Source organism: Spirochaetota bacterium (assembly GCA_026415295.1).
Classification (GTDB): Bacteria; Spirochaetota; JAAYUW01; order JAAYUW01; family JAOAHJ01; genus JAOAHJ01.
The window spans coordinates 13,372-31,767 of the sequence record JAOAHJ010000025.1; the positions used below are offsets into that span (position 1 = coordinate 13,372).

General features: G+C 22.1%; 17 protein-coding genes. 9 read left to right on the forward strand and 8 right to left on the reverse strand.

Annotated elements, in window-relative coordinates; all coding sequences use genetic code 11:
* Positions 1-12: 12 nt before the first annotated feature.
* The gene (locus N3A58_05975; protein ID MCX8058943.1) at positions 13-1,764 is read right to left on the reverse strand and encodes an ABC transporter ATP-binding protein/permease; all 1,752 of its coding nucleotides are present in this window, start codon (positions 1,762-1,764) and stop codon (positions 13-15) included.
* A gap of 38 nt (positions 1,765-1,802) precedes the next feature.
* The gene (locus N3A58_05980) at positions 1,803-2,240 is read right to left on the reverse strand and encodes a MarR family transcriptional regulator (protein ID MCX8058944.1); all 438 of its coding nucleotides are present in this window, start codon (positions 2,238-2,240) and stop codon (positions 1,803-1,805) included.
* Positions 2,241-2,478: 238 nt separating this feature from the next.
* On the opposite strand from N3A58_05980, the gene N3A58_05985 reads away from it, so the two are divergent.
* The 3 genes from N3A58_05985 (at position 2,479) to N3A58_05995 (ending at position 6,087) form a co-directional block, all read left to right on the forward strand.
* Positions 2,479-3,306 (forward strand): M55 family metallopeptidase, encoded by an 828-nt coding sequence (locus N3A58_05985; protein ID MCX8058945.1) that lies wholly within the window; start codon positions 2,479-2,481, stop codon positions 3,304-3,306.
* 71 nt (positions 3,307-3,377) lie between these two features.
* Positions 3,378-5,381 carry a fructose-1,6-bisphosphatase gene (locus tag N3A58_05990; protein MCX8058946.1) on the forward strand — a complete coding sequence of 668 codons (2,004 nt, stop codon included), beginning with the start codon at positions 3,378-3,380 and terminating at the stop codon, positions 5,379-5,381.
* Positions 5,382-5,397: 16 nt separating this feature from the next.
* Positions 5,398-6,087 (forward strand): rhomboid family intramembrane serine protease, encoded by a 690-nt coding sequence (locus tag N3A58_05995; protein ID MCX8058947.1) that lies wholly within the window; start codon positions 5,398-5,400, stop codon positions 6,085-6,087.
* A gap of 15 nt (positions 6,088-6,102) precedes the next feature.
* On the opposite strand, the gene N3A58_06000 is transcribed toward N3A58_05995, so the two are convergent.
* Positions 6,103-7,521, reverse strand: coding sequence for a hypothetical protein (locus N3A58_06000; GenBank protein MCX8058948.1), 1,419 nt, complete (start codon positions 7,519-7,521; stop codon positions 6,103-6,105).
* A gap of 143 nt (positions 7,522-7,664) precedes the next feature.
* Here N3A58_06000 and tsaE point away from each other — a divergent pair, with 143 nt between their 5' ends.
* The 3 genes from tsaE (at position 7,665) to N3A58_06015 (ending at position 10,432) form a co-directional block, all read left to right on the forward strand.
* Positions 7,665-8,162, forward strand: coding sequence for a tRNA (adenosine(37)-N6)-threonylcarbamoyltransferase complex ATPase subunit type 1 TsaE (gene tsaE, locus N3A58_06005; GenBank protein ID MCX8058949.1), 498 nt, complete (start codon positions 7,665-7,667; stop codon positions 8,160-8,162).
* A 17-nt stretch (positions 8,163-8,179) separates the two neighbouring features.
* On the forward strand, positions 8,180-9,049 hold the full coding sequence (locus N3A58_06010) for a hypothetical protein (protein MCX8058950.1): 870 nt from the start codon (positions 8,180-8,182) through the stop codon (positions 9,047-9,049).
* A gap of 123 nt (positions 9,050-9,172) precedes the next feature.
* Positions 9,173-10,432, forward strand: a complete 1,260-nt coding sequence (locus N3A58_06015; protein MCX8058951.1) for a hypothetical protein — start codon at positions 9,173-9,175, stop codon at positions 10,430-10,432.
* 101 nt (positions 10,433-10,533) lie between these two features.
* On the opposite strand, the gene N3A58_06020 is transcribed toward N3A58_06015, so the two are convergent.
* The 5 genes from N3A58_06020 to N3A58_06040 all read right to left on the reverse strand — a co-directional run bounded on the left by N3A58_06020 (position 10,534) and on the right by N3A58_06040 (position 14,790).
* Positions 10,534-11,079 (reverse strand): hypothetical protein, encoded by a 546-nt coding sequence (locus N3A58_06020; GenBank protein MCX8058952.1) that lies wholly within the window; start codon positions 11,077-11,079, stop codon positions 10,534-10,536.
* A 103-nt stretch (positions 11,080-11,182) separates the two neighbouring features.
* A complete protein-coding gene (locus N3A58_06025) occupies positions 11,183-12,013 on the reverse strand; it encodes a hypothetical protein (GenBank protein MCX8058953.1) in 831 nt (276 codons plus the stop codon).
* Positions 11,982-13,226, reverse strand: coding sequence for a HAMP domain-containing histidine kinase (locus N3A58_06030; protein ID MCX8058954.1), 1,245 nt, complete (start codon positions 13,224-13,226; stop codon positions 11,982-11,984). Before N3A58_06030 ends, N3A58_06025 begins: the two co-directional genes overlap by 32 nt.
* A gap of 2 nt (positions 13,227-13,228) precedes the next feature.
* Positions 13,229-14,248, reverse strand: a complete 1,020-nt coding sequence (locus tag N3A58_06035) for a hypothetical protein (protein ID MCX8058955.1) — start codon at positions 14,246-14,248, stop codon at positions 13,229-13,231.
* Positions 14,249-14,292: 44 nt separating this feature from the next.
* Positions 14,293-14,790 carry a DUF192 domain-containing protein gene (locus tag N3A58_06040; protein MCX8058956.1) on the reverse strand — a complete coding sequence of 166 codons (498 nt, stop codon included), beginning with the start codon at positions 14,788-14,790 and terminating at the stop codon, positions 14,293-14,295.
* A 121-nt stretch (positions 14,791-14,911) separates the two neighbouring features.
* Between N3A58_06040 and N3A58_06045 the strand changes: the two genes are divergently transcribed.
* The 3 genes from N3A58_06045 to N3A58_06055 all read left to right on the forward strand — a co-directional run bounded on the left by N3A58_06045 (position 14,912) and on the right by N3A58_06055 (position 18,373).
* Positions 14,912-15,832: a GerMN domain-containing protein gene (locus N3A58_06045; GenBank protein MCX8058957.1), complete on the forward strand. Its 921-nt coding sequence runs from the start codon at positions 14,912-14,914 to the stop codon at positions 15,830-15,832.
* Between the two features lie 98 nt (positions 15,833-15,930).
* Positions 15,931-17,187, forward strand: a complete 1,257-nt coding sequence (locus N3A58_06050) for an aminotransferase class III-fold pyridoxal phosphate-dependent enzyme (GenBank protein ID MCX8058958.1) — start codon at positions 15,931-15,933, stop codon at positions 17,185-17,187.
* Positions 17,165-18,373 (forward strand): PfkB family carbohydrate kinase, encoded by a 1,209-nt coding sequence (locus N3A58_06055; GenBank protein MCX8058959.1) that lies wholly within the window; start codon positions 17,165-17,167, stop codon positions 18,371-18,373. Before N3A58_06050 ends, N3A58_06055 begins: the two co-directional genes overlap by 23 nt.
* Positions 18,374-18,396: the final 23 nt, after the last annotated feature.

The following is an 18,396-nucleotide window of genomic DNA, read 5'->3' on the forward strand; positions in this document are numbered from 1 at the left end:
AATTTTTATCTTTTATATTAAATGCAGAATATCTTCTTCTGATAGTTGTGATTTAACAAAATTTTTATAAACTTCACATGTTTTTAATAAACTATTATGATTCCCAATACCTGCAATTTTACCATCTTCTAAGACAATAATTTGATCTGCATCAAGAATTGTTGCAACTCTTTGGGATACAATTATAACTGTAGAGTCTGCACAAAATTTTTTAAGTTCTGATCTAATTTTACTATCTGTTTTGAAGTCTAAAGCTGAAAAAGAATCATCAAAAATATAGAAAAATTTTTTTTCTGCAATAGCTCTAGCAATAGAAATCCTTTGTTTTTGCCCACCTGAAAGGTTTGTTCCTCCTTGAGCAATTATAGAATAAAATTTATGCTGCATTTTTTCAGCAAATTCACTTACCATAGCAATATTAGCAGCATTTAATATATCATTTTCATTGATTTCTCTACCAAATTTAATATTGTCAAAAATAGTATTACTAAATATAATAGGTTTCTGTGGAGAATAACCAAAAAGATTTCTTAATTCATTTTGGTTAAAATCTCTTATATCAATATTACCAATTGTAATTTTACCACTTGAGACATCGTAAAATCTAAGAAGTAGATATATTAAAGTGGATTTTCCAGCTCCTGTATTTCCGATTATAGCAGTAGTTTTGTTTTCGGGTATAGAGAGGCTTATATTTTCAAGAACAGGTTCTTTGCTTAAAGGATAATAAAAAGTTACATTATCAAAAATTATTTCTTTGTTTTTTAATTTTGATATTGTAGTAACATTTTTATTTAATTTAGTAACTTTATCTTTTATGCTATTTTCCTTATTTAAAACCTCATCAATTCTATTAATGGATGCGACCGCTCTAGGTAGAAATGTAAAAATAACTGAAATCATGCCAAAAGCAAAAAGTATCTGAATTACATATTGTAAAACTGCCATAAGATCGCCTATATTTAATTTTTTAAGATCAATTAATTTAACACCATAAGAAATGATTGCAATTGTAGTAAAGTTCATTATAAACATCATTAAAGGAAAGATAATTGAGTTAATTCTATTTACTAACAAAGCACTTCTTGTAAGGTCAATGTTAGCAAGATTAAATCTAGATTCTTCATAATCTTCTTTATTAAAAGCTCTTATAACTCTTACACCTAATATATTTTCTCTAACAATTAAATTTATTTTATCTATTTTATTTTGAAGTTGTTTGAATAGAGGCATGGTTTTTATTATCAATAAACTTATTCCAAAAAAAAGTAAGGGTAAGGAAACAAAAAGTATACTTGAAAGTTTAGAGTTTATAGAAAAAGCCATAATTATTCCACCTATAGAAAGTATAGGCGCACGAATTACCATTCTCATCATCATAATGGAAAATTGTTGAATTTGTATAATGTCATTTGTATTTCTATTAATTAGAGAAGCGGTGGAAAAGGAATCAAATTCAGCAAGGGAAAAGCTAGTTACTTTATTAAAAACTAAATATCTTAGATCTTTAGCATAAGATGCAGCAATTTTTGCAGAGGTAAGATGAGATAATACACCGAATATTACACTAATAAGAGATATGAAAAGCATTTTTAACCCTATTTGAATTATATAATAAATGTCTTGCTTGGTTATTCCCTTATTTACAATATTTGACATCATATTTGGAAGGTATAGATTAAGCAAGGCTGCTATAGCTACTAAAATTATAGTTATTAATGCTTTAATCGTATAAGGTTTGAAATGTTTTAATGTTGTTGACATAAAAATTTCCTTAAAAAATATTAATTATTAAAAATTTTTTAAATTTTAATGTTATTTAAACTTAAAATAATTTTGTTAAATAAATATTTTAAATTTTCTCTTTCTTCCTCTGTGAAGGAATTTATTATTTCTTCTTCTATATTTTTTATAATATCATATGTTTTTAATGAAATTTCTTTTCCTTTCTCAGTAAGTTGGACATAAAGAACTCTTTTGTCTTCTTCTTTTGATATTTTTTTTACAAGTTTATTTTTTTCTAATTTTTTAATTATAACAGTTACAGTAGAAGCTTTTACATGAATTTTCTTTGAAATTTCATTTAATGATAAGAAATTATTTTTAAGTAAAAGAAGTAAAATTGGAGGTTGACCAGGATGAAGATTTAGTTTTTCAAGTTTTGAATATAATAAAGAAAATATTTTTTTTGATAATTCAAATATTAAATTTAAATATTTTAAATCTTCTTTATATTCCATAAAATAATAGTTAAGTAAATTTAATAGTTAGATATCTAATAATTAAAATATTTTTAAAAAAAGTCAATTAATTTTAGGAAATAAAATTAAAAAATTAAAAATTATTATGGTAAAATTAAGAAAAAAAATAAAATGAAAAAATTTATAATACTTCTATGTATTGAAAAATAAAAATATAAAGTTAATATATTTTAAAAGTTAAATATTAATTTTTAATATAAATTTACAGGGGATTAAAGTGAAAGTATATATTTCTTTTGATTTTGAAGGTATAGCTGGGGTTGCTTTTTGGAGAGAAACTGATAATGATATGAAATGGAATAAATTAGCAACAGAGCAACTTAAAGCATTTATAAATGGTATTAAGAATAAAAATAAAGATGCTGAAATTATTGTTTCGGATTCACATTCTTTTGGTTCATCTTTATTATGGGAAGAATTGGATGGAGTTAAGTTGATAAGAGGTTGGCCTAGGGTTTATTATATGATAGAAGGTATTGATGATACATTTACTGATTTAGTTCTTTTTGGGTATCATACTTCCCCTTCGGAAAATGGTATGATGGGCCATACATATTCTTCTTCATCTTTTTATACTATTAAAATAAATGAAGAAATAGTTGATGAAGCAAGAATAAATTCCTATTTTGCATCTGAGTTTAATGTTCCTCTTTCTTTTATTTATGGAGATAAACAGACTATAGAAACTGCTCCAGGATATCCTGATTCTATAGAATATTGTATATCTAAAGATTCTATTTCAAGGTTTTGTGGAATCATGAATCCTAAAAATGAAATTTTAAGTTTACTTTATAAAAAGGGTGAAGATTTAGGAAAAAAAAGAAAAATAATTTATCCCAAAAGAAATGATAAAGGCGAAATATATCCTTTAAATTGTGAAATTGAATTTTTAGATACTGCTAGAGCAAAATTAGCATCAATTCTACCTTATGTTAGATTAATTGAACCAAGGAAAATACAATTTTTTTCAGAAAATATGAAACATTTTTATAGAACCTTGAATGCAATATCATTAATTTGTTATTCTGTAAATGCAATAAAATAAATATTTTTTTGATAAAAATTTTTTATACTAAAATGTATTAATATATTATTAAGTAGAAATTGGGGATTAATATGATAATAAAAAACAAGGTACAAAAAAAACTTACTAAAAAAGATTTAAATTATCTATTAATTCTTTCAAAACAATTTCCTACAATTGAAAATGCAATTACAGAGATAATTAACTTAAATGCAATTTTAAATTTGCCTAAGGAAACAGAACATTTTATCTCTGACCTTCATGGAGAATATGAAGCTTTTATTCATGTTAAAAATAATGCATCTGGAGAAGTAAAAAGAAAAATAGAAACATTTTTTGAAGATAAGCTAAGTAGTGAAGAAAGAAAAGAGTTTGCTAACTTAATCTATTATCCTAAAGAAAAACTGGACAGAGTGCTAAAAGAATTTAAAAGTGATATAGAAAGAATAAATTGGTATAAAGAAACACTATATAATTTAATATTATTCTGTAGGTATGTATCTTCAAAATATACAAGATCAAAAGTTAGAAAAGCATTGCCCCAAAATTTTAGCTATATAATTGATGAACTATTAAATGAAGATAGAGAAAAAAGACATAAGAAGAAATATTATAATTCAATAATCGAAGCTATTATTGAATTAAATAAAGCTAACGAATTTATTATTACTCTTTCAGAATTGATAAAAAGATTTATTGTTGGTAGAGTTCATGTTCTTGGAGATATATTTGATAGGGGACCTGGGGCTGATATTATAATGGAAGAACTCATAAATTATCACTCAGTCGATATAACTTGGGGTAATCATGATATATTATGGATAGGAGCAGCATCAGGAAATCCAGCATGCATTGCAAATGTAATTCGTATATCATTAAGATATGGTAATCTTGATACTTTAAGAGAAGGTTATGGTATAGATCTTCTTCCTCTTGCCACCTTTGCTCTAGATTTTTATAAAGAAGATAAAGCATTAAAGTTTGTGCCAAAAGTTAAAGATGATGAATTTAGCAAAAGTGAAATTGACCTTATAACAAAAATGCATAAAGCTATTACTATTATTCAATTTAAACTTGAAGGTCAACTTATTAAAAAAAGGCCTGAGTTTGAAATGGAGGATAGATTGCTTCTTGATAAGATAGATTATAATAATTATAGGGTTAAAATAAATGGCAAAGATTATGAGTTAAATGATAAATTTTTTCCAACTATTGATCCTAATGACCCATATAAATTAACAAATGAGGAAAACAAGGTTGTAGAAAAGCTAATAGCTTCATTTATTAATAGTGAAAGACTTGCGAAGCATGCTCGATTTCTTCTTTCAAATGGAGAGATAATTTTAAAATATAATGGTAATTTACTTTTTCATGGGTGTATTCCTATGACAAAAGAGGGTAAATTTAAAAAATATTTTGTTGAAGGAAAGGAATTAGATTTTAAACAATTTATTATGCTATTATCTAAGCATGTGAGAACTGGCTTTTTTTCAAATAACAAAGAGGAAAAAGAGTATGGAGGAGATATAATGTGGTATTTATGGTGTGGCCCAGCATCTCCTCTTTTTGGAAAATATGCAATGAAGACATTTGAAAGGTACTTTATAGATGACAAAGATACACACAAAGAAGAAAAAAATCCTTATTATGAGTTTAGAGAAGATGAAGGTGTTGCAAAAGAAATATTAAAAATGTTCGATTTGAATGAAGAAAAAGGTCACATTATAAATGGTCATATGCCAGTTAAAGTAAAAAAAGGAGAATCACCTGTTAAAGCAAATGGAAGATTAATAAATATTGATGGAGGGTTTTCAAAAGCTTACCAATCAGAAACTGGTATTGCAGGATATACTTTAATATTTAATTCTAGGGAATATGTTTTAGGTGTACATAAACCTTTTGAATCTTTAAAAAAAGCTATTTATGAAGGTTATGACTCAATTCCAGATACTCTTGTTATTGAGAGATTAAATAGAAGGCTTTATATTAAAGACACTGATATAGGTAAAGAATTAAAGATTCAAATTGAAGACTTAAAAAATTTAATAGAAGCTTATACATTAGGTTTAATAAAAGAAAAAGATAAAAAAAATTAATTTTACAGGATAAAATATGATACCAATAAGAGATTACAATAAAACCAAAGGTTTTTCATTTTTTAACTGGCTTATATTAATTACAAATATTGTAATATTTGTTTATCAGGTAAAAATGAATGATAGAGAACTTAATGAATTTATTATGAAATATGCTTTTATTCCCCAAAGATTTTTCCAAGATCCTCTTACTTACTTTTATACTCTTATTACTGCAATGTTTTTACATGGAGGCTTTATCCATCTGATAGGAAATATGTTGTTTTTATATGTCTTTGGCGATAATGTCGAAGATGCTTTAGGGCATTTAAGGTATCTTGTTTTTTATTTTTTAGGGGGTATAATTGCTTCTTTAGTTCAAGTTTTTTTTACAAATGACCTTTCTATCCCAAATATTGGTGCTTCAGGTGCTATTTCAGCAGTAATAGCTTCATATATGGTTCTTTTCCCTGGAGCAAAAATAGTAACTATTGTTCCAATATTTATATTCTTGTATACAATAAATGTTCCTGCTATAATTTTTCTATTTGTATGGTTTATAATTCAATTTTTTTCAGGGGTTGCTCAGATTTATGAAGGTCAGTTTAACAATGTTGCATATTGGGCCCACATTGGTGGCTTTATTTTTGGATTGTTTTATGCTTTAGTTGGCAGAAAAAAGTATTTAAAAAAATATAGAAACTTTGATTATAGAGTTAGAGAATAGTCTTTTAATAAATTCCTATTTTTTAAATATTAGTTCCTGAATTAGATAAGTTTGTTTTCTCAGTGGAATTTCTGATATAATTTTTCCTGATGGCGAGATTATCATTGTGTAGCCGGAGTTTGTAGCTCTTAAAATATATCTTCTATAATTTGCTGCATGGATTCTTGAAAGAAGTGTTGTTTGATATGCTCCTTTTAAATGATCAAACAAAGCATGATTTGTTAAAACAACAAAAAAATCAATATTAAAATTTTTAATAAATAATTTTGATATTCTATCAAATACCTCTTCGTAACACATTAAAACAGCAAATTTTAATCCTTTATAATTAAAAACAGTATATTTTTCACCAGGTTTTACATCATAATCAAAAGGTAAAGGATTTACAGAATAATAAGTATGTTCAATTTTGCCTTCATTAGAAAATAATAGAGCAGCATTATAATTTTGGTAGACAGGATGGTTAAAAACCCATGGAGAGCAACCAAGGAGAATGCTTATATTTAATTTTTTACATAAGTTAGAAATTGGAATTTTTAATCTTTCATCATTGATGACATCGCCGGGAATTGCATATTCAGGCCATATTGCCATATCAAATTTTTCATTAAAATAAGCTTCTTCAGTTAGTTTTAAGTAACTATCTAGAATATATAATACATGGTTTTTTCTGTGTTCCCAGCTTTCCCTAAAATTACCTTGTATTAGAGCAAATTTTATTTTAGCATAATTATCTTTTTTTCTCATAAATGTTTTTTCTAATATAAGATCGTTTAAATAAAGTGAGTAAAATATTGATGAAAGAATAAAGATTATATATATAAAAATTGAAATAAAAACTCCCTTTTTACTTTTTGAAAAATAAAAGCTTATTATCAACTGAGAAAATAAAATTATGATAAATGTAACACCGTATACTCCTATAAACTGAATATATGGGGATGATAAAGGGAAAAAATAAGCCCATGTATAAAGAAATGCCCCTATTTTTGTTTGATCAAGAATAAAAAGAAGAATTAACCAGATAAATGGAAAAGCAGGGAAAAAAAATTTGTTTTTAAAAATTTTATTTAAATATTTTATATTTATAATATAATCAAAATGGAATGAAATAAAGTAATATAAAAATAAAACAAAAGTAGCAATAGGATAAATTATTTTGGAGTATATATTCATCCATGAAAAGTAAAATGTTCCTCCAGTTAATGAGAAAAGTATTAAAGAAATATTAAATAAGTACTTATCTTTTTTAATGATATAAGTGTAGTATATTAAAAATAAAGGTATATTGAAAAAAAGTATGAGATTTGTGTCAGAAGTTACAGATAAATTAAGAAGAAAAGCTGATAATAAAGAAAAGAAAAAATAAAAAAAAGTTTTGGAGTTTTTTAATTTATTTAAATAATTTTTATAAATATATTTTAAAGTTTTCATTTTATATTAACCTTATAAATAGTTACAAAAATAAGAAAAATGTCAATTTTGAAATAATTCCTTATAGTTTTTTAAAATTTTTTAATTTAATAAAATGTCAAAAGAAAAATGAAATTATTTTATTAAAAAATTTAAGATATATTATGAATATTATTATTGATAAGATTAAAACTAAGAATGTTGATGAAACAAAAGAGGTTGCTCTTAATTTTGCTAAAATCTTAAAATCTAATGATATTGTTATACTTGATGGAGAACTTGGTAGTGGGAAGACTGTTTTTATGAAAGGAATTGCAAATTACTTTAAAATAGAGGAAGATATTATTTCTCCTACTTTTCTCATTGTTAATTCTTATGATATAAAAGTAAATTTTGAAAATATTGTTACAAATAATAATAATTCTTTAAAATTAAAAATAAATCATTTTGATTTGTATAGAATTGATGATTTTGATGAGCTTTATTATATTGGAATAGAGGAATATATTGAAAGTAGTGGTAATATAAATTTTTTTGAGTGGGGGATGAAATTTTTAGAAAATTTTATAGAATATAATATAAACAATATATATATTGTTAAGTTAAAAGTTTTATCAGAAAATGAAAGAGAGATAAAGATAGAAAAACTAGTGAAAGAATAAAATTTTTAAGGGACTATATGAATATTTTATTTTTAGATAGTTCTACAGAAAAGTTATATGCTGGTTTATGCAAAGTTAAAAATTTTAATGAGTTTAATAAAATAAATAAATTTAATTTAGAAAAAGAATATAAATTAATAGTAAAAAATAGTGATCTTTTTGAAATCTATCAAATAATAATAGATGCAGGATTTAAACATACTGAAAATATATACGAAATAGTTTTAAATATTCTTAATTTAGGTAGACTTGATAATGTAAGTGATATAGATTTGGTTGTTTTAGGTGCAGGACCTGGCTCATTTACAGGTATTAGAATTGCTTATTCATTTATTAAAGGATTATTAGTAAATTCTGATATTAAGATTATTGAAATTCCATCTATATTTATTAAATTTATATCTTTTGTTTTTAATAATGGATTTATAAGTGAAGATGATATAATAGTACCCCTTATTTTTGGTAAAAAGAAAAAATTTTATGGAATGATACAAAGAGCTAAAGATTTAGAAAAAATTTTTAAGGAAAAGGGAGAAATAAATTTAATAAAAGATTTTTACTATTTTGATTTTGAGATTAAAAATATTTTCTCAATTTTAAAAGATGTTATTGATAAAGATAACAATAAAAATATAAAGTTGTTCTTTGATTCTGAATTTAATCAGAATGAAGAATTTTACAATGAATTTTATAAAAATAAAAATTTATTATTGATTCAAGAAGAAAAAAATATTAATCTTTATACATCCAAAATTGAAGTTGATCTTGAGAGAGTATTTTTATTTGTTTTAACTTATTTAAACAAAATATTTAAAAATAGTATAGATAAAATAGAGCCTTTTTATTTAAGAGAACCTGATGCGTATGAAAACTTAAAAAAGTTATAATATGATATATTTATTAAATATTTTATTTTTGTTTTTTAGAAATTCTTTCATTTAAAAAAATATTTTTTAAGAATAAATAATTTCTTTTCTTTTTAAAAAAAGTTACTTTTAAGGTATATTTTAATGTTAGATAAATTTAAAATTATTGAAATTGAAAATATTGAACTAAAAGAAAATATTGAAATATCGATATTATTATCAAAATATTTAAAGAAAAATAATTTAAGTTATTTTAATATAAATGATATAGTTGATAAAAAATTTATTTTAAATCTTAATAGTTCTTTTTATGGTCCTTTTTCTTGGAATGATAATTTTACATTCAAAAAAAGAATTAGTTGCGATGTTTATAGTCTAATTAAATCTGAAAAAGGATTATATTATTTAAATCTTTTAGAAAAACCTAAAAATACAATAAAAATCTCCATTTTTCATGATAAAGAAAGATTTTATTCAATTTATAATGAAAGCTTTTTAGGCCAAAGTTTAAAAATTTATCCATTTCCTTTAGAAAAAATAAACTTTATTTTATGTAAAAAAATTGACCTCAATCAAAATATTATTAAAAAAGACCCTATAGATTATAAAAATATTAATTTTGTTGAAGAGGAAGTTAATAATATTTTTTATAAATTAACAGGTATAGATCTTGATAATATAGAAAATTCTCATCTAATAATAAAACTTGATCTTTATTCTTCTCTTGTTCCATGGGAAATACTTATAAAAAAATGTGTAAAGAATAAAAATACTATATCTTTTGTTTTTATACAATATGATTTAAGCAATAGAATAAAATTAAATTTTGATAATTTATCCAATACTTTTAACAAAAATATTTCATATTTTTATTTTAAACCTGAAACAAAAAATTCTGAAAAAGAAAGAGAGATAGCATTTAAAGGTAATTATGATAGAATTATTCTTGTTGATAGTGAAGAATTGCTTATTAATAATTTTAGAAATGATTTCATAACATTTATTTCTGCACATGGATATCTTAAAGAGAACTTTAATACAATTATTTTAAATGAAAAACCTATTAGTCTAGAAGTTGTAGAATCACTTAAATCCTCACCATTTTTTATTCTTTTTTTATCGTGCCTTATAACTATTTCATCAAAGGACAATATTATTAGGAAATTAATAAATAAAGGATTGAAAGAATCAATATTTAGTTCTTTTTTAATAGAGGACAATCTTTCTTATAATTTTTTTTATGAATTTTCTAAAGAATTAAATATTATAAATGATCCATTAATAAATTATATGTTCATACTTGAAAATAAATATAAAGATGGGTATGAGCTATTCAAATTTTTGTCATTTTATGATGAAAATAAAGTAACAAACATTTTAAATAGAGAAAAAATTTTTAACTAAAATATTTTTTTTACATTAAAATAATAATTATAGGGTGTTTTATTTATAATTATATTTTATAAAATAATTAATTAATTTATAATTATTTTTTAATTTTTTCATTATACAAATTTTGTGATTTTTTCATCTATTTCTAATATTAAGTATTTTTCTTTTATTAAAAAGGAAAGATCATTATTTAATGGATTTTTTTCAAAGTATAGAATTTTTTCTTTTTTATTATTTTTATCAATAAAGGATATTTTTAAATGATTAATTTTACTTTTTAAATTTATTTTGATACTTTTTTCATCATTTTCTGGAAAATATTTACAAAATATGATATATTTTTCTTCTTCAATTGTAAATTCTACAAATTTTCTCTCATTTGACCCTCTAAACTGAACTTCTTTTGTCTGATAGTTTATTTTTCTGTTAAAATTAATGAAAACAATTTTCGAAATTAGGTTATATAAAGAAAGACTTACAATATATTCGTTTTTTGAAATGGCTAGTTTTTCCATAAAATTGAGATCATTTAAAGTAACTAAAGCTTCCTGACAATATTTACAATTTTTAAGATGATTATTGTATAAATTTAAATCTGAATCAATATTGTTTGTAATAATATTATAAAAGTCTTCAATATCTAAATGATTAAATTTCATTTTTCCTCTTCTATTTTTTATTTTATATAATGTAAACTTATAATTCATTAATTTTATAATTTAAAATATTTATAATATATACTAAAGTTTTTAATAAAAAATTTCATTTTTTTAAAAATTTTTCTTTTATTCTTGTTAATCTTATTCTTAAAGCATTTTCCGATAAATTTGTTAGTTTTGCAATAATTGAAATATCTCCGGTAATATTATAGGTGGATATTTTTTCAAAAATTTTTTCTTTTTTCTCACTACTATCTATTTTATATATTTTATGTTTTAAAATTTCAAAAGTTTCATATTTCTTATTATTAGTATTTCTAAATTCATTTATTAAGTTTATCAAAACTGAAATTTCAATATTTAATATATTTGAAACTTCAACTATTAATTTTTCATCTAATATTTCATAATAATATAGGCAAAAAATAGCTTTATCAATACCATTTAATGAATCAATAATATTGTTTATAATCTTCTTATAAAAAGCTTGATCATCATTTAAATAATAACTACTATTTGAATCAATATAAATAGGAGTATTTTCTTCAATTTCATTTATACAATTTTTGCTGTTAATACTTTTACAATTTGAATAGATTTCGTTTAAAGAAATTTCTTCAATTTTCTTTTTAGTTGATTTTAAAAATTCATAAAGTTTTGATTTAATAACAAGTATTAGATATGTAGAAATACTGCTTTTTTTTATATCATAATTATTAATAATATAATCAATTTTTTCATAAAAATATAAAGCAAAGTCATTTGCAAAGTCATCATCGTTTCTAAAATTTTTAGAATAAAATATAATATATGGATATAAAATTGAAAATATATAGTCTAGTTCTTCTTTATTGAATTTATAATTTAAATTATTAGATTCAATTTTAGGATAAATGAAATTTTCAATCTTTTGAAATATTTGCTTTAAATCCAATTTTTGTCCCTTCATTTAGTTTGGATTCTATTATTAACTTAAAATTATGCAGTTCTAATATTTTTTTTGTTAATGATAGACCAAATCCAAGTCCTCCATATTTTCTTGAAAGATCTTTAGAATGCTGATAAAAAAGTTTAAATATATTATTAATTGTCTCCTCATCCATCCCAATACCTTTATCAATAATAAAAATATAAGCGTAATTTTCATCTTTCTCTATAGATATCATTATTGGTTTATTGTCTTTGTTGAATTTAATAGCATTATCAATAAGTTGTTTTATAGCTATTCTAATAAATTCTGGATTTATTTTGATAAATATTTCATTTGATTGAGTACTTAAAATTATTGGTGTATTTATATTCTCATATTCTTTAATAATAGATTTAACAAATTCACAAATATTTATTTTTTCTCTATTAAAATTTTTTATTTTATCAGATATTTGTATAAATAACAAAAGGTTATCAATCATATATGAAAGATTATTACTGTTTTTAATTATTATTTGGAGAGCTTTTTTCTGTTGTTGATTTAGTTCGCCAAGGTCTTCTTCATTTAAAAGATCAAGATATCCTTTGATTGTTACTAAAGGGGTTCTAAATTCATGTGTGATATTATAAATAAAAGAGTTTTTTAAGGTTTCAAATGATTTTAATTGTTCATGTGATTCTGTCAATTTAGCTTGGGATATTTGGTTCTTTCTTATAAAAATAATACTATTTAAAGATTTTGATAGCTCATCTACACAAGCTATAATAAGATTAATTTCTTCATTTAAAAAATCTATATCAAGATTTCTTGTAATTAAAACAAAACCGATCATTTCATCAACGAAAATTAAAGGTAAAATTAAGGCTTTTTTTGATTCATTAAAAAACTCAAATATTGTTTGATTTTTTTGTATTTTGTTGAAGATAAGAGGGATTTTTAAATTATTCATTGTAATAATTTCTTTTTCTTTTATTGAATATTGATATTTTGTGTTAATTATACCCATTTTTGAAACTAAATAAAAAGATGGTTCATTATAATCTTTTAAATATATTGCAGCTTTATCAATAAAAAAATGAATAGATAATTTTAATAAAAATTTTTGACAAATAATATCTTCAAATAGAAGATTGTTAAGTTCTGATAATATTTCTAAAATTATATTTGAATGAAAAATAGAGATATTTTTATTGTTATTTAATAATGTTGTACTCATATTCAATAATATCCTTTAATTATTAATCCATTAGAAGGTAAAGAAGGCCCTATTTTATCGATAAAAAAAAATGTTTTTATTGGAATAAAGTTTAAAAACTTATTTCTTATGTTTATGTTTTGTATAAGACTTTGATCTATTAATAACATTGAGTTGCTTAATTTTTCTTTAGTTAACTTGACAAGAGTATTTATTAAATTTGTTTTTGATAATTTATATAAAAAAAATGATTGAAATTTAGAAGGGGCAATATTTGAAAATAATTTTTCTTCAAAATTGATATTTTCTATAAAAAATTTAGTAAAAATATTAGACTTTTTATAAATATTAAATTTAAAAATATTTAATTTTAGAAAGTCTTTTAATTCTTCTGTTGTTTTTAAATTTGTAATTTTAAAGAAATATTCAAAAGGGGAGATCATATTTATAGAATTTATAAGGTTTTTGTTTACATCTGTAATAGTAAAATATGTATCTTTTTTTTCCCAGAACTCATTATAGATTTCAAAATTTAAATCTTTTTCAAAAAATAAAATGAGAAAAAAATTTTCAATTTTATTTTGGTTATATAATAATGAGGTATGTTTTTTCTCAAAATGTATTATATTGTATTTTATTTTTGATGAGAGAATATTATAAAAATTGAATGAAAAATCATATAATGATTCAGGAGATAAACAATTAGTTATAACAAGTAAATATTTAATTTTTGGTTCTTCTATATTTAAGTTATTTAAAAAAAAATGGTAGTTTTCAGTTGGGTATATTACATATTTAACATTTTCTGGTAAAATGAAATGAAAAACAGAGTTATTTGAAATATTGCCATCATTTATTAAGTATTTATTATTTATTAATATGAAGTTTTTATTTGAATATTTTTGATCGAATTCAAAAAATGTATCAAAATAAATATCATTAAAAAAAATTAAATTTATTTTATCCTTAACATATTCATTCTTTAATTCAATAGAAAATTTATTAATGTCAAAATTTTTATATACTTTTTGAAGAATACTCATATTAAAAATTACTAAAAATAAGTAGTTAGTTATTTAAAGGATATTCATTTTTTATTTTTTTGCTTTTTATGCATTTTAATAATTTCTTCAAAAGGAGGTAATTTAATTGTATCTCCCGCAGATATTCCTAATTTGTTAAAGAGTCCTTTATTTACTTCTAAAGCGTATCTAACTGGGTAAATTGAAGATACAGTATTTAATGAAAATGGTTCCATATCGTATATTCCAACAATAACGCCATCTTTTGTTATAAATGCAATCGAAAGAGGAATTTTAGTATCTTTCATCCAAAAAGAAACTACTTGATCATTTTCAAAAACAAAAAGCATTCCGTTGTATTCTGGTAAATTATCTCGTCCTGATAATCCTTTTTGTCTTTCTTCAGGAGTTAAAGCAATTTCAATAGATATTTTTTTATCCTTAATTTGAATAAAAAGTTTATTTGAACATGATTGAAAAATGGTTAAAAATTGTACAAATATTGTGATAATGATTAATAATTTAAAAAATTTTTCTTTATTAAAAAATATGAATGATTTCATAAATTTATCCTTTCATAAATAAAATATTATTTTGTTTAACTATATTGTCAAGTATAAAATAGTTAATTAAAATTATTGAATTAAAATTATATTTTAATATAATAGATTCAGGATAAATATTATGCCAAAAGAAAGAAAATTTTCTTTTATTAGAGATTTATTATTACCTTTAATATTATTATCTTTTGTTATATTTACAGGATATCTATTTTTTAATTTTCTTGTTGAATATGATGTTATAAAAATTGCAAAAAATAATATTGAAAATAAAAAAGAAGAAAAAAAAGAAAATATTGAATCCAAAAAAGATAAGAGTGAAAGTTTAAATGAAAAAGACAAAAACCTAAATTTTTTAGAAAGACTTTTTCTTTTATTTAAAAAAGATAACTTTAATAAAGATAAAACAGAAATATTATTAAAAGATAATAACAAAATATCAAGTTCTGATTTAAAGGATGAAAATATAATTATAGAATCAAAAAATAATTCAGCAGAAAACAAAATAGAAACTACAATAAATAATAATCAAGTAGAAGAGAAAAATATTTCTACTGTAGATAAGACTAAAGCTCAAGAAAGTGTAGTTGAGAATAAGAAACTTGAAGAACAAAAAAATATTGAAATTAAATATATAGAAAAAGAATATTTTATTTATCTTGTTGATGTTGATGAAAGTGGGAATATAATTTTTAGAAAAATTAAAGTCAAAATCAAATTTATTGACTCTCCAATATTTGAACTTATTAAAACTCTAATTTCATATAAAAGTTCTCAGTACAAAAATTTAATTCCAGAAGGAACACAAATAAAAAGTGCTTGGATAAAGAATGGTATCTGCTATGTTGATTTTAACAAGAATTTTTTAAATAATAAATTAGGATATAAAGGAGTTGAAGCTCAAGTTTATCAAGTTGTAAATACTATTATGCAATTCGAAAATGTTAAAGGTGTAATAATATATATAGAAGGTAAAGTTAGAAAATATTTTTCAGAAGAAGGTTTTATTATGGATGTAGTTTTTACCACAAAAGAAAAGTTATAGAATTTAAATGCTATTTTATATGTATTAAATAAGAAAAATAGGATCAGTTTTTCTAAATAAAAATTAAATTAAAAACTTATAATAAAAGGGGAAGATATATGAAGGAAGCTCCAAAGTTAAATTTAAAAAAGAGTTTTGAAGAATTTGAAAGAGGAAAAAAATTGGTTCCTGGTGGAGTTTTAGGGATAAGGAGACCTTATAATTTTGTAGAAGGTGAGTATCCAATTTATTTTGATCATGGAAAAGGTGGAAGGGTCTATGATATAGATGGAAATGAGTATATAGATTATTTAGCAGCATATGGGCCAATTATAATAGGTTATAGAGAAGAGGAAATAGATGAAGCAGTAATAAAACAAATAAGAGATAAAGGTTTTTGTTTTTCATTAACTCAAAAAGTTCAAAATGATTTGGCAGAAAAGCTAATATCTTTAATTCCATCTGCTCAAAAATGTATATTTGTAAAAACAGGCTCTGATGCAACAACTCTTGCTATTAGACTAGCAAGGGCCTATACTGGTAAAATAAAGATAGCAAGGTGTGGTTATCATGGTTGGCATGATTGGTGTGTTGAAGTAAAAGGTGGAATTCCACAAAAGCTCTATGAGGATGTACTTGAATTTGAATATAATGATTTTAATATGGTTGAAAAAATTGTTAATGAAAATAAAAATGACCTTGCAGCAATAATAATAACTCCAGTAGGTCATCCTCTTGCAAAACCAGTAGAAGAGCCAAAAGATAATTTCCTTCAAAAATTAAGAAAAATAACTGAAGAAAATGGAATAGTATTGATTTTTGATGAAATTAGAAGTGGTTTTAGAGTGTCAATAGGTGGAGCTCAACAATATTATGGTGTTATCCCGGATTTGTCTGTTTTTGGAAAAGCTATGGCAAATGGATATGCTATTTCTGTTACTTGTGGTAAGAAAGAGATTATGGATAAGGCAGAGAAAGAAGTTTTTGTTTCATCAACCTTTTTTCCAAATAGTCTTTCTTATATTGCAGCATTAAAAACTATTGAAATAATACAGAGAGATAAAATAATAGAAACTGTTTGGGAAAAAGGGAAAAAATTACTTGATGGATTAAAAAAAGTTATTGATTCAATTCCCGAAACTCAAGCACATTTATCTGGAATACCTCCTATGCCATATATTACTTTTAATAAGGATGAAAAAGGATTATATAAATTAAAAAGAACTGATTTTTTTACTCAACTTATAAGAAGACATGTTTTTATGCAACCATATCACCATGGTTATGTTATTGCAAGGCATACTTATGAAGATATTGAGTATACAATTAATGCTGTCAAAGAGTCTTTAGAATATGTTTCAGAAAAAAAATATTAAAATATATATTTTTGGTGAGATAGTTTTAGACCTTCTATTAATAAAAGATGATTGTATTTTACCTGTGGTTGGTGGATCAGCTCTTAATACATTGTTAACTTTAAAATATTTTGGTAGAGATCCTTTATTTTTCTCAGAAATCGGTAATGATTTTGTTGGGGATCTAGTTTTAAATTTTTTAAATAATAAAGGCTTAATTATTGAAAATATTTTTAGAAGTGAAGAGATTAAGACAACTATATCTATTGTAAAGTTTGATGAAAATAGAGAAGCTAAGTATAATTTTTATAAGAGTTATTATAAAAAACCATATTTGTATGATCCAATAAAAAAAATAAGTTTTAAAAAAGATGATTTTGTTTTTTTATCCTCTTTTTTTGCAGGAGATAATAGAAATAAAAAAATAATTAAATATTTAATTAAAAAGAGAAAAGAAATCGGTTTTAAACTTTTTTATGATCCAAATATTAGATTACATCATTTAAAACAAAACAAGGTTAAGTTAAATCAGATTTTAGATTTACTTAATAGTTCGGATATTATTAGATTTTCATTTGAAGATTTACTAAACATTTTTAGATATTTTATCTTTTATAGAAATAATAATAAAATTTTTGTTAAAAAATTATTTTTTTTAATATTTAAAAAAGAATGGAAATTAATAGAAAAAATTAAAAAGCTTTTTAATAAAAATAAAGATATCTTTAAAGAATATTTATTGAGGATAATTTTTAATAAAGACTTTTATTCAAAATTTAAAAATTATTTAGAAAATAATAGGGTTGATTTGATCAGGAAAGAATTTAAAAATTATTTAATCCAAAAGATATTTGATTTTTATATTAAAGAAGCAAAAGTAGATTTTATTAATAAATTAATTATTTTAACTGATGGCCCTTATGATATAAAGGTTATTTTTGGGAAAGATATTTTTAGTTTTGAAGTTCCTCCTATAAAACCTGTTAGTACAGTTGGTGCTGGAGATACTTTTAATGGTTCTGTATTAAATAATATTTTGGAAAATTATTCTTTTTATGAAAATTTTTTTAATAATCATAATTATAATAAAATAGAAAATAATTGTATAAATAGACAAAATATAAAAAACAAAATAGAAGAGCTAATTAATTTTAGTATAGAACAATCCAAGAAGGTTTGCCTTTCTAATTCAAATTATCCTTCATAAATTTATAAACTTTTAATTTTGTG

Coding starts and splice junctions, on each gene's coding strand:
- N3A58_05980 (MCX8058944.1), bottom strand. CDS start 2,240: ATGGAATATAAAGAAGATTTAAAATATTTAAATTTAATATTTGAATTA.
- N3A58_05995 (MCX8058947.1), top strand. CDS start 5,398: ATGATACCAATAAGAGATTACAATAAAACCAAAGGTTTTTCATTTTTT.
- N3A58_06035 (MCX8058955.1), bottom strand. CDS start 14,248: ATGAGTATTCTTCAAAAAGTATATAAAAATTTTGACATTAATAAATTT.
- N3A58_05975 (MCX8058943.1), bottom strand. CDS start 1,764: ATGTCAACAACATTAAAACATTTCAAACCTTATACGATTAAAGCATTA.
- N3A58_06040 (MCX8058956.1), bottom strand. CDS start 14,790: ATGAAATCATTCATATTTTTTAATAAAGAAAAATTTTTTAAATTATTA.
- N3A58_06010 (MCX8058950.1), top strand. CDS start 8,180: ATGAATATTTTATTTTTAGATAGTTCTACAGAAAAGTTATATGCTGGT.
- N3A58_05990 (MCX8058946.1), top strand. CDS start 3,378: ATGATAATAAAAAACAAGGTACAAAAAAAACTTACTAAAAAAGATTTA.
- tsaE (MCX8058949.1), top strand. CDS start 7,665: ATGAATATTATTATTGATAAGATTAAAACTAAGAATGTTGATGAAACA.
- N3A58_06020 (MCX8058952.1), bottom strand. CDS start 11,079: ATGAAATTTAATCATTTAGATATTGAAGACTTTTATAATATTATTACA.
- N3A58_06030 (MCX8058954.1), bottom strand. CDS start 13,226: ATGAGTACAACATTATTAAATAACAATAAAAATATCTCTATTTTTCAT.
- N3A58_06000 (MCX8058948.1), bottom strand. CDS start 7,521: ATGAAAACTTTAAAATATATTTATAAAAATTATTTAAATAAATTAAAA.
- N3A58_06050 (MCX8058958.1), top strand. CDS start 15,931: ATGAAGGAAGCTCCAAAGTTAAATTTAAAAAAGAGTTTTGAAGAATTT.
- N3A58_06045 (MCX8058957.1), top strand. CDS start 14,912: ATGCCAAAAGAAAGAAAATTTTCTTTTATTAGAGATTTATTATTACCT.
- N3A58_06015 (MCX8058951.1), top strand. CDS start 9,173: ATGTTAGATAAATTTAAAATTATTGAAATTGAAAATATTGAACTAAAA.
- N3A58_06055 (MCX8058959.1), top strand. CDS start 17,165: ATGTTTCAGAAAAAAAATATTAAAATATATATTTTTGGTGAGATAGTT.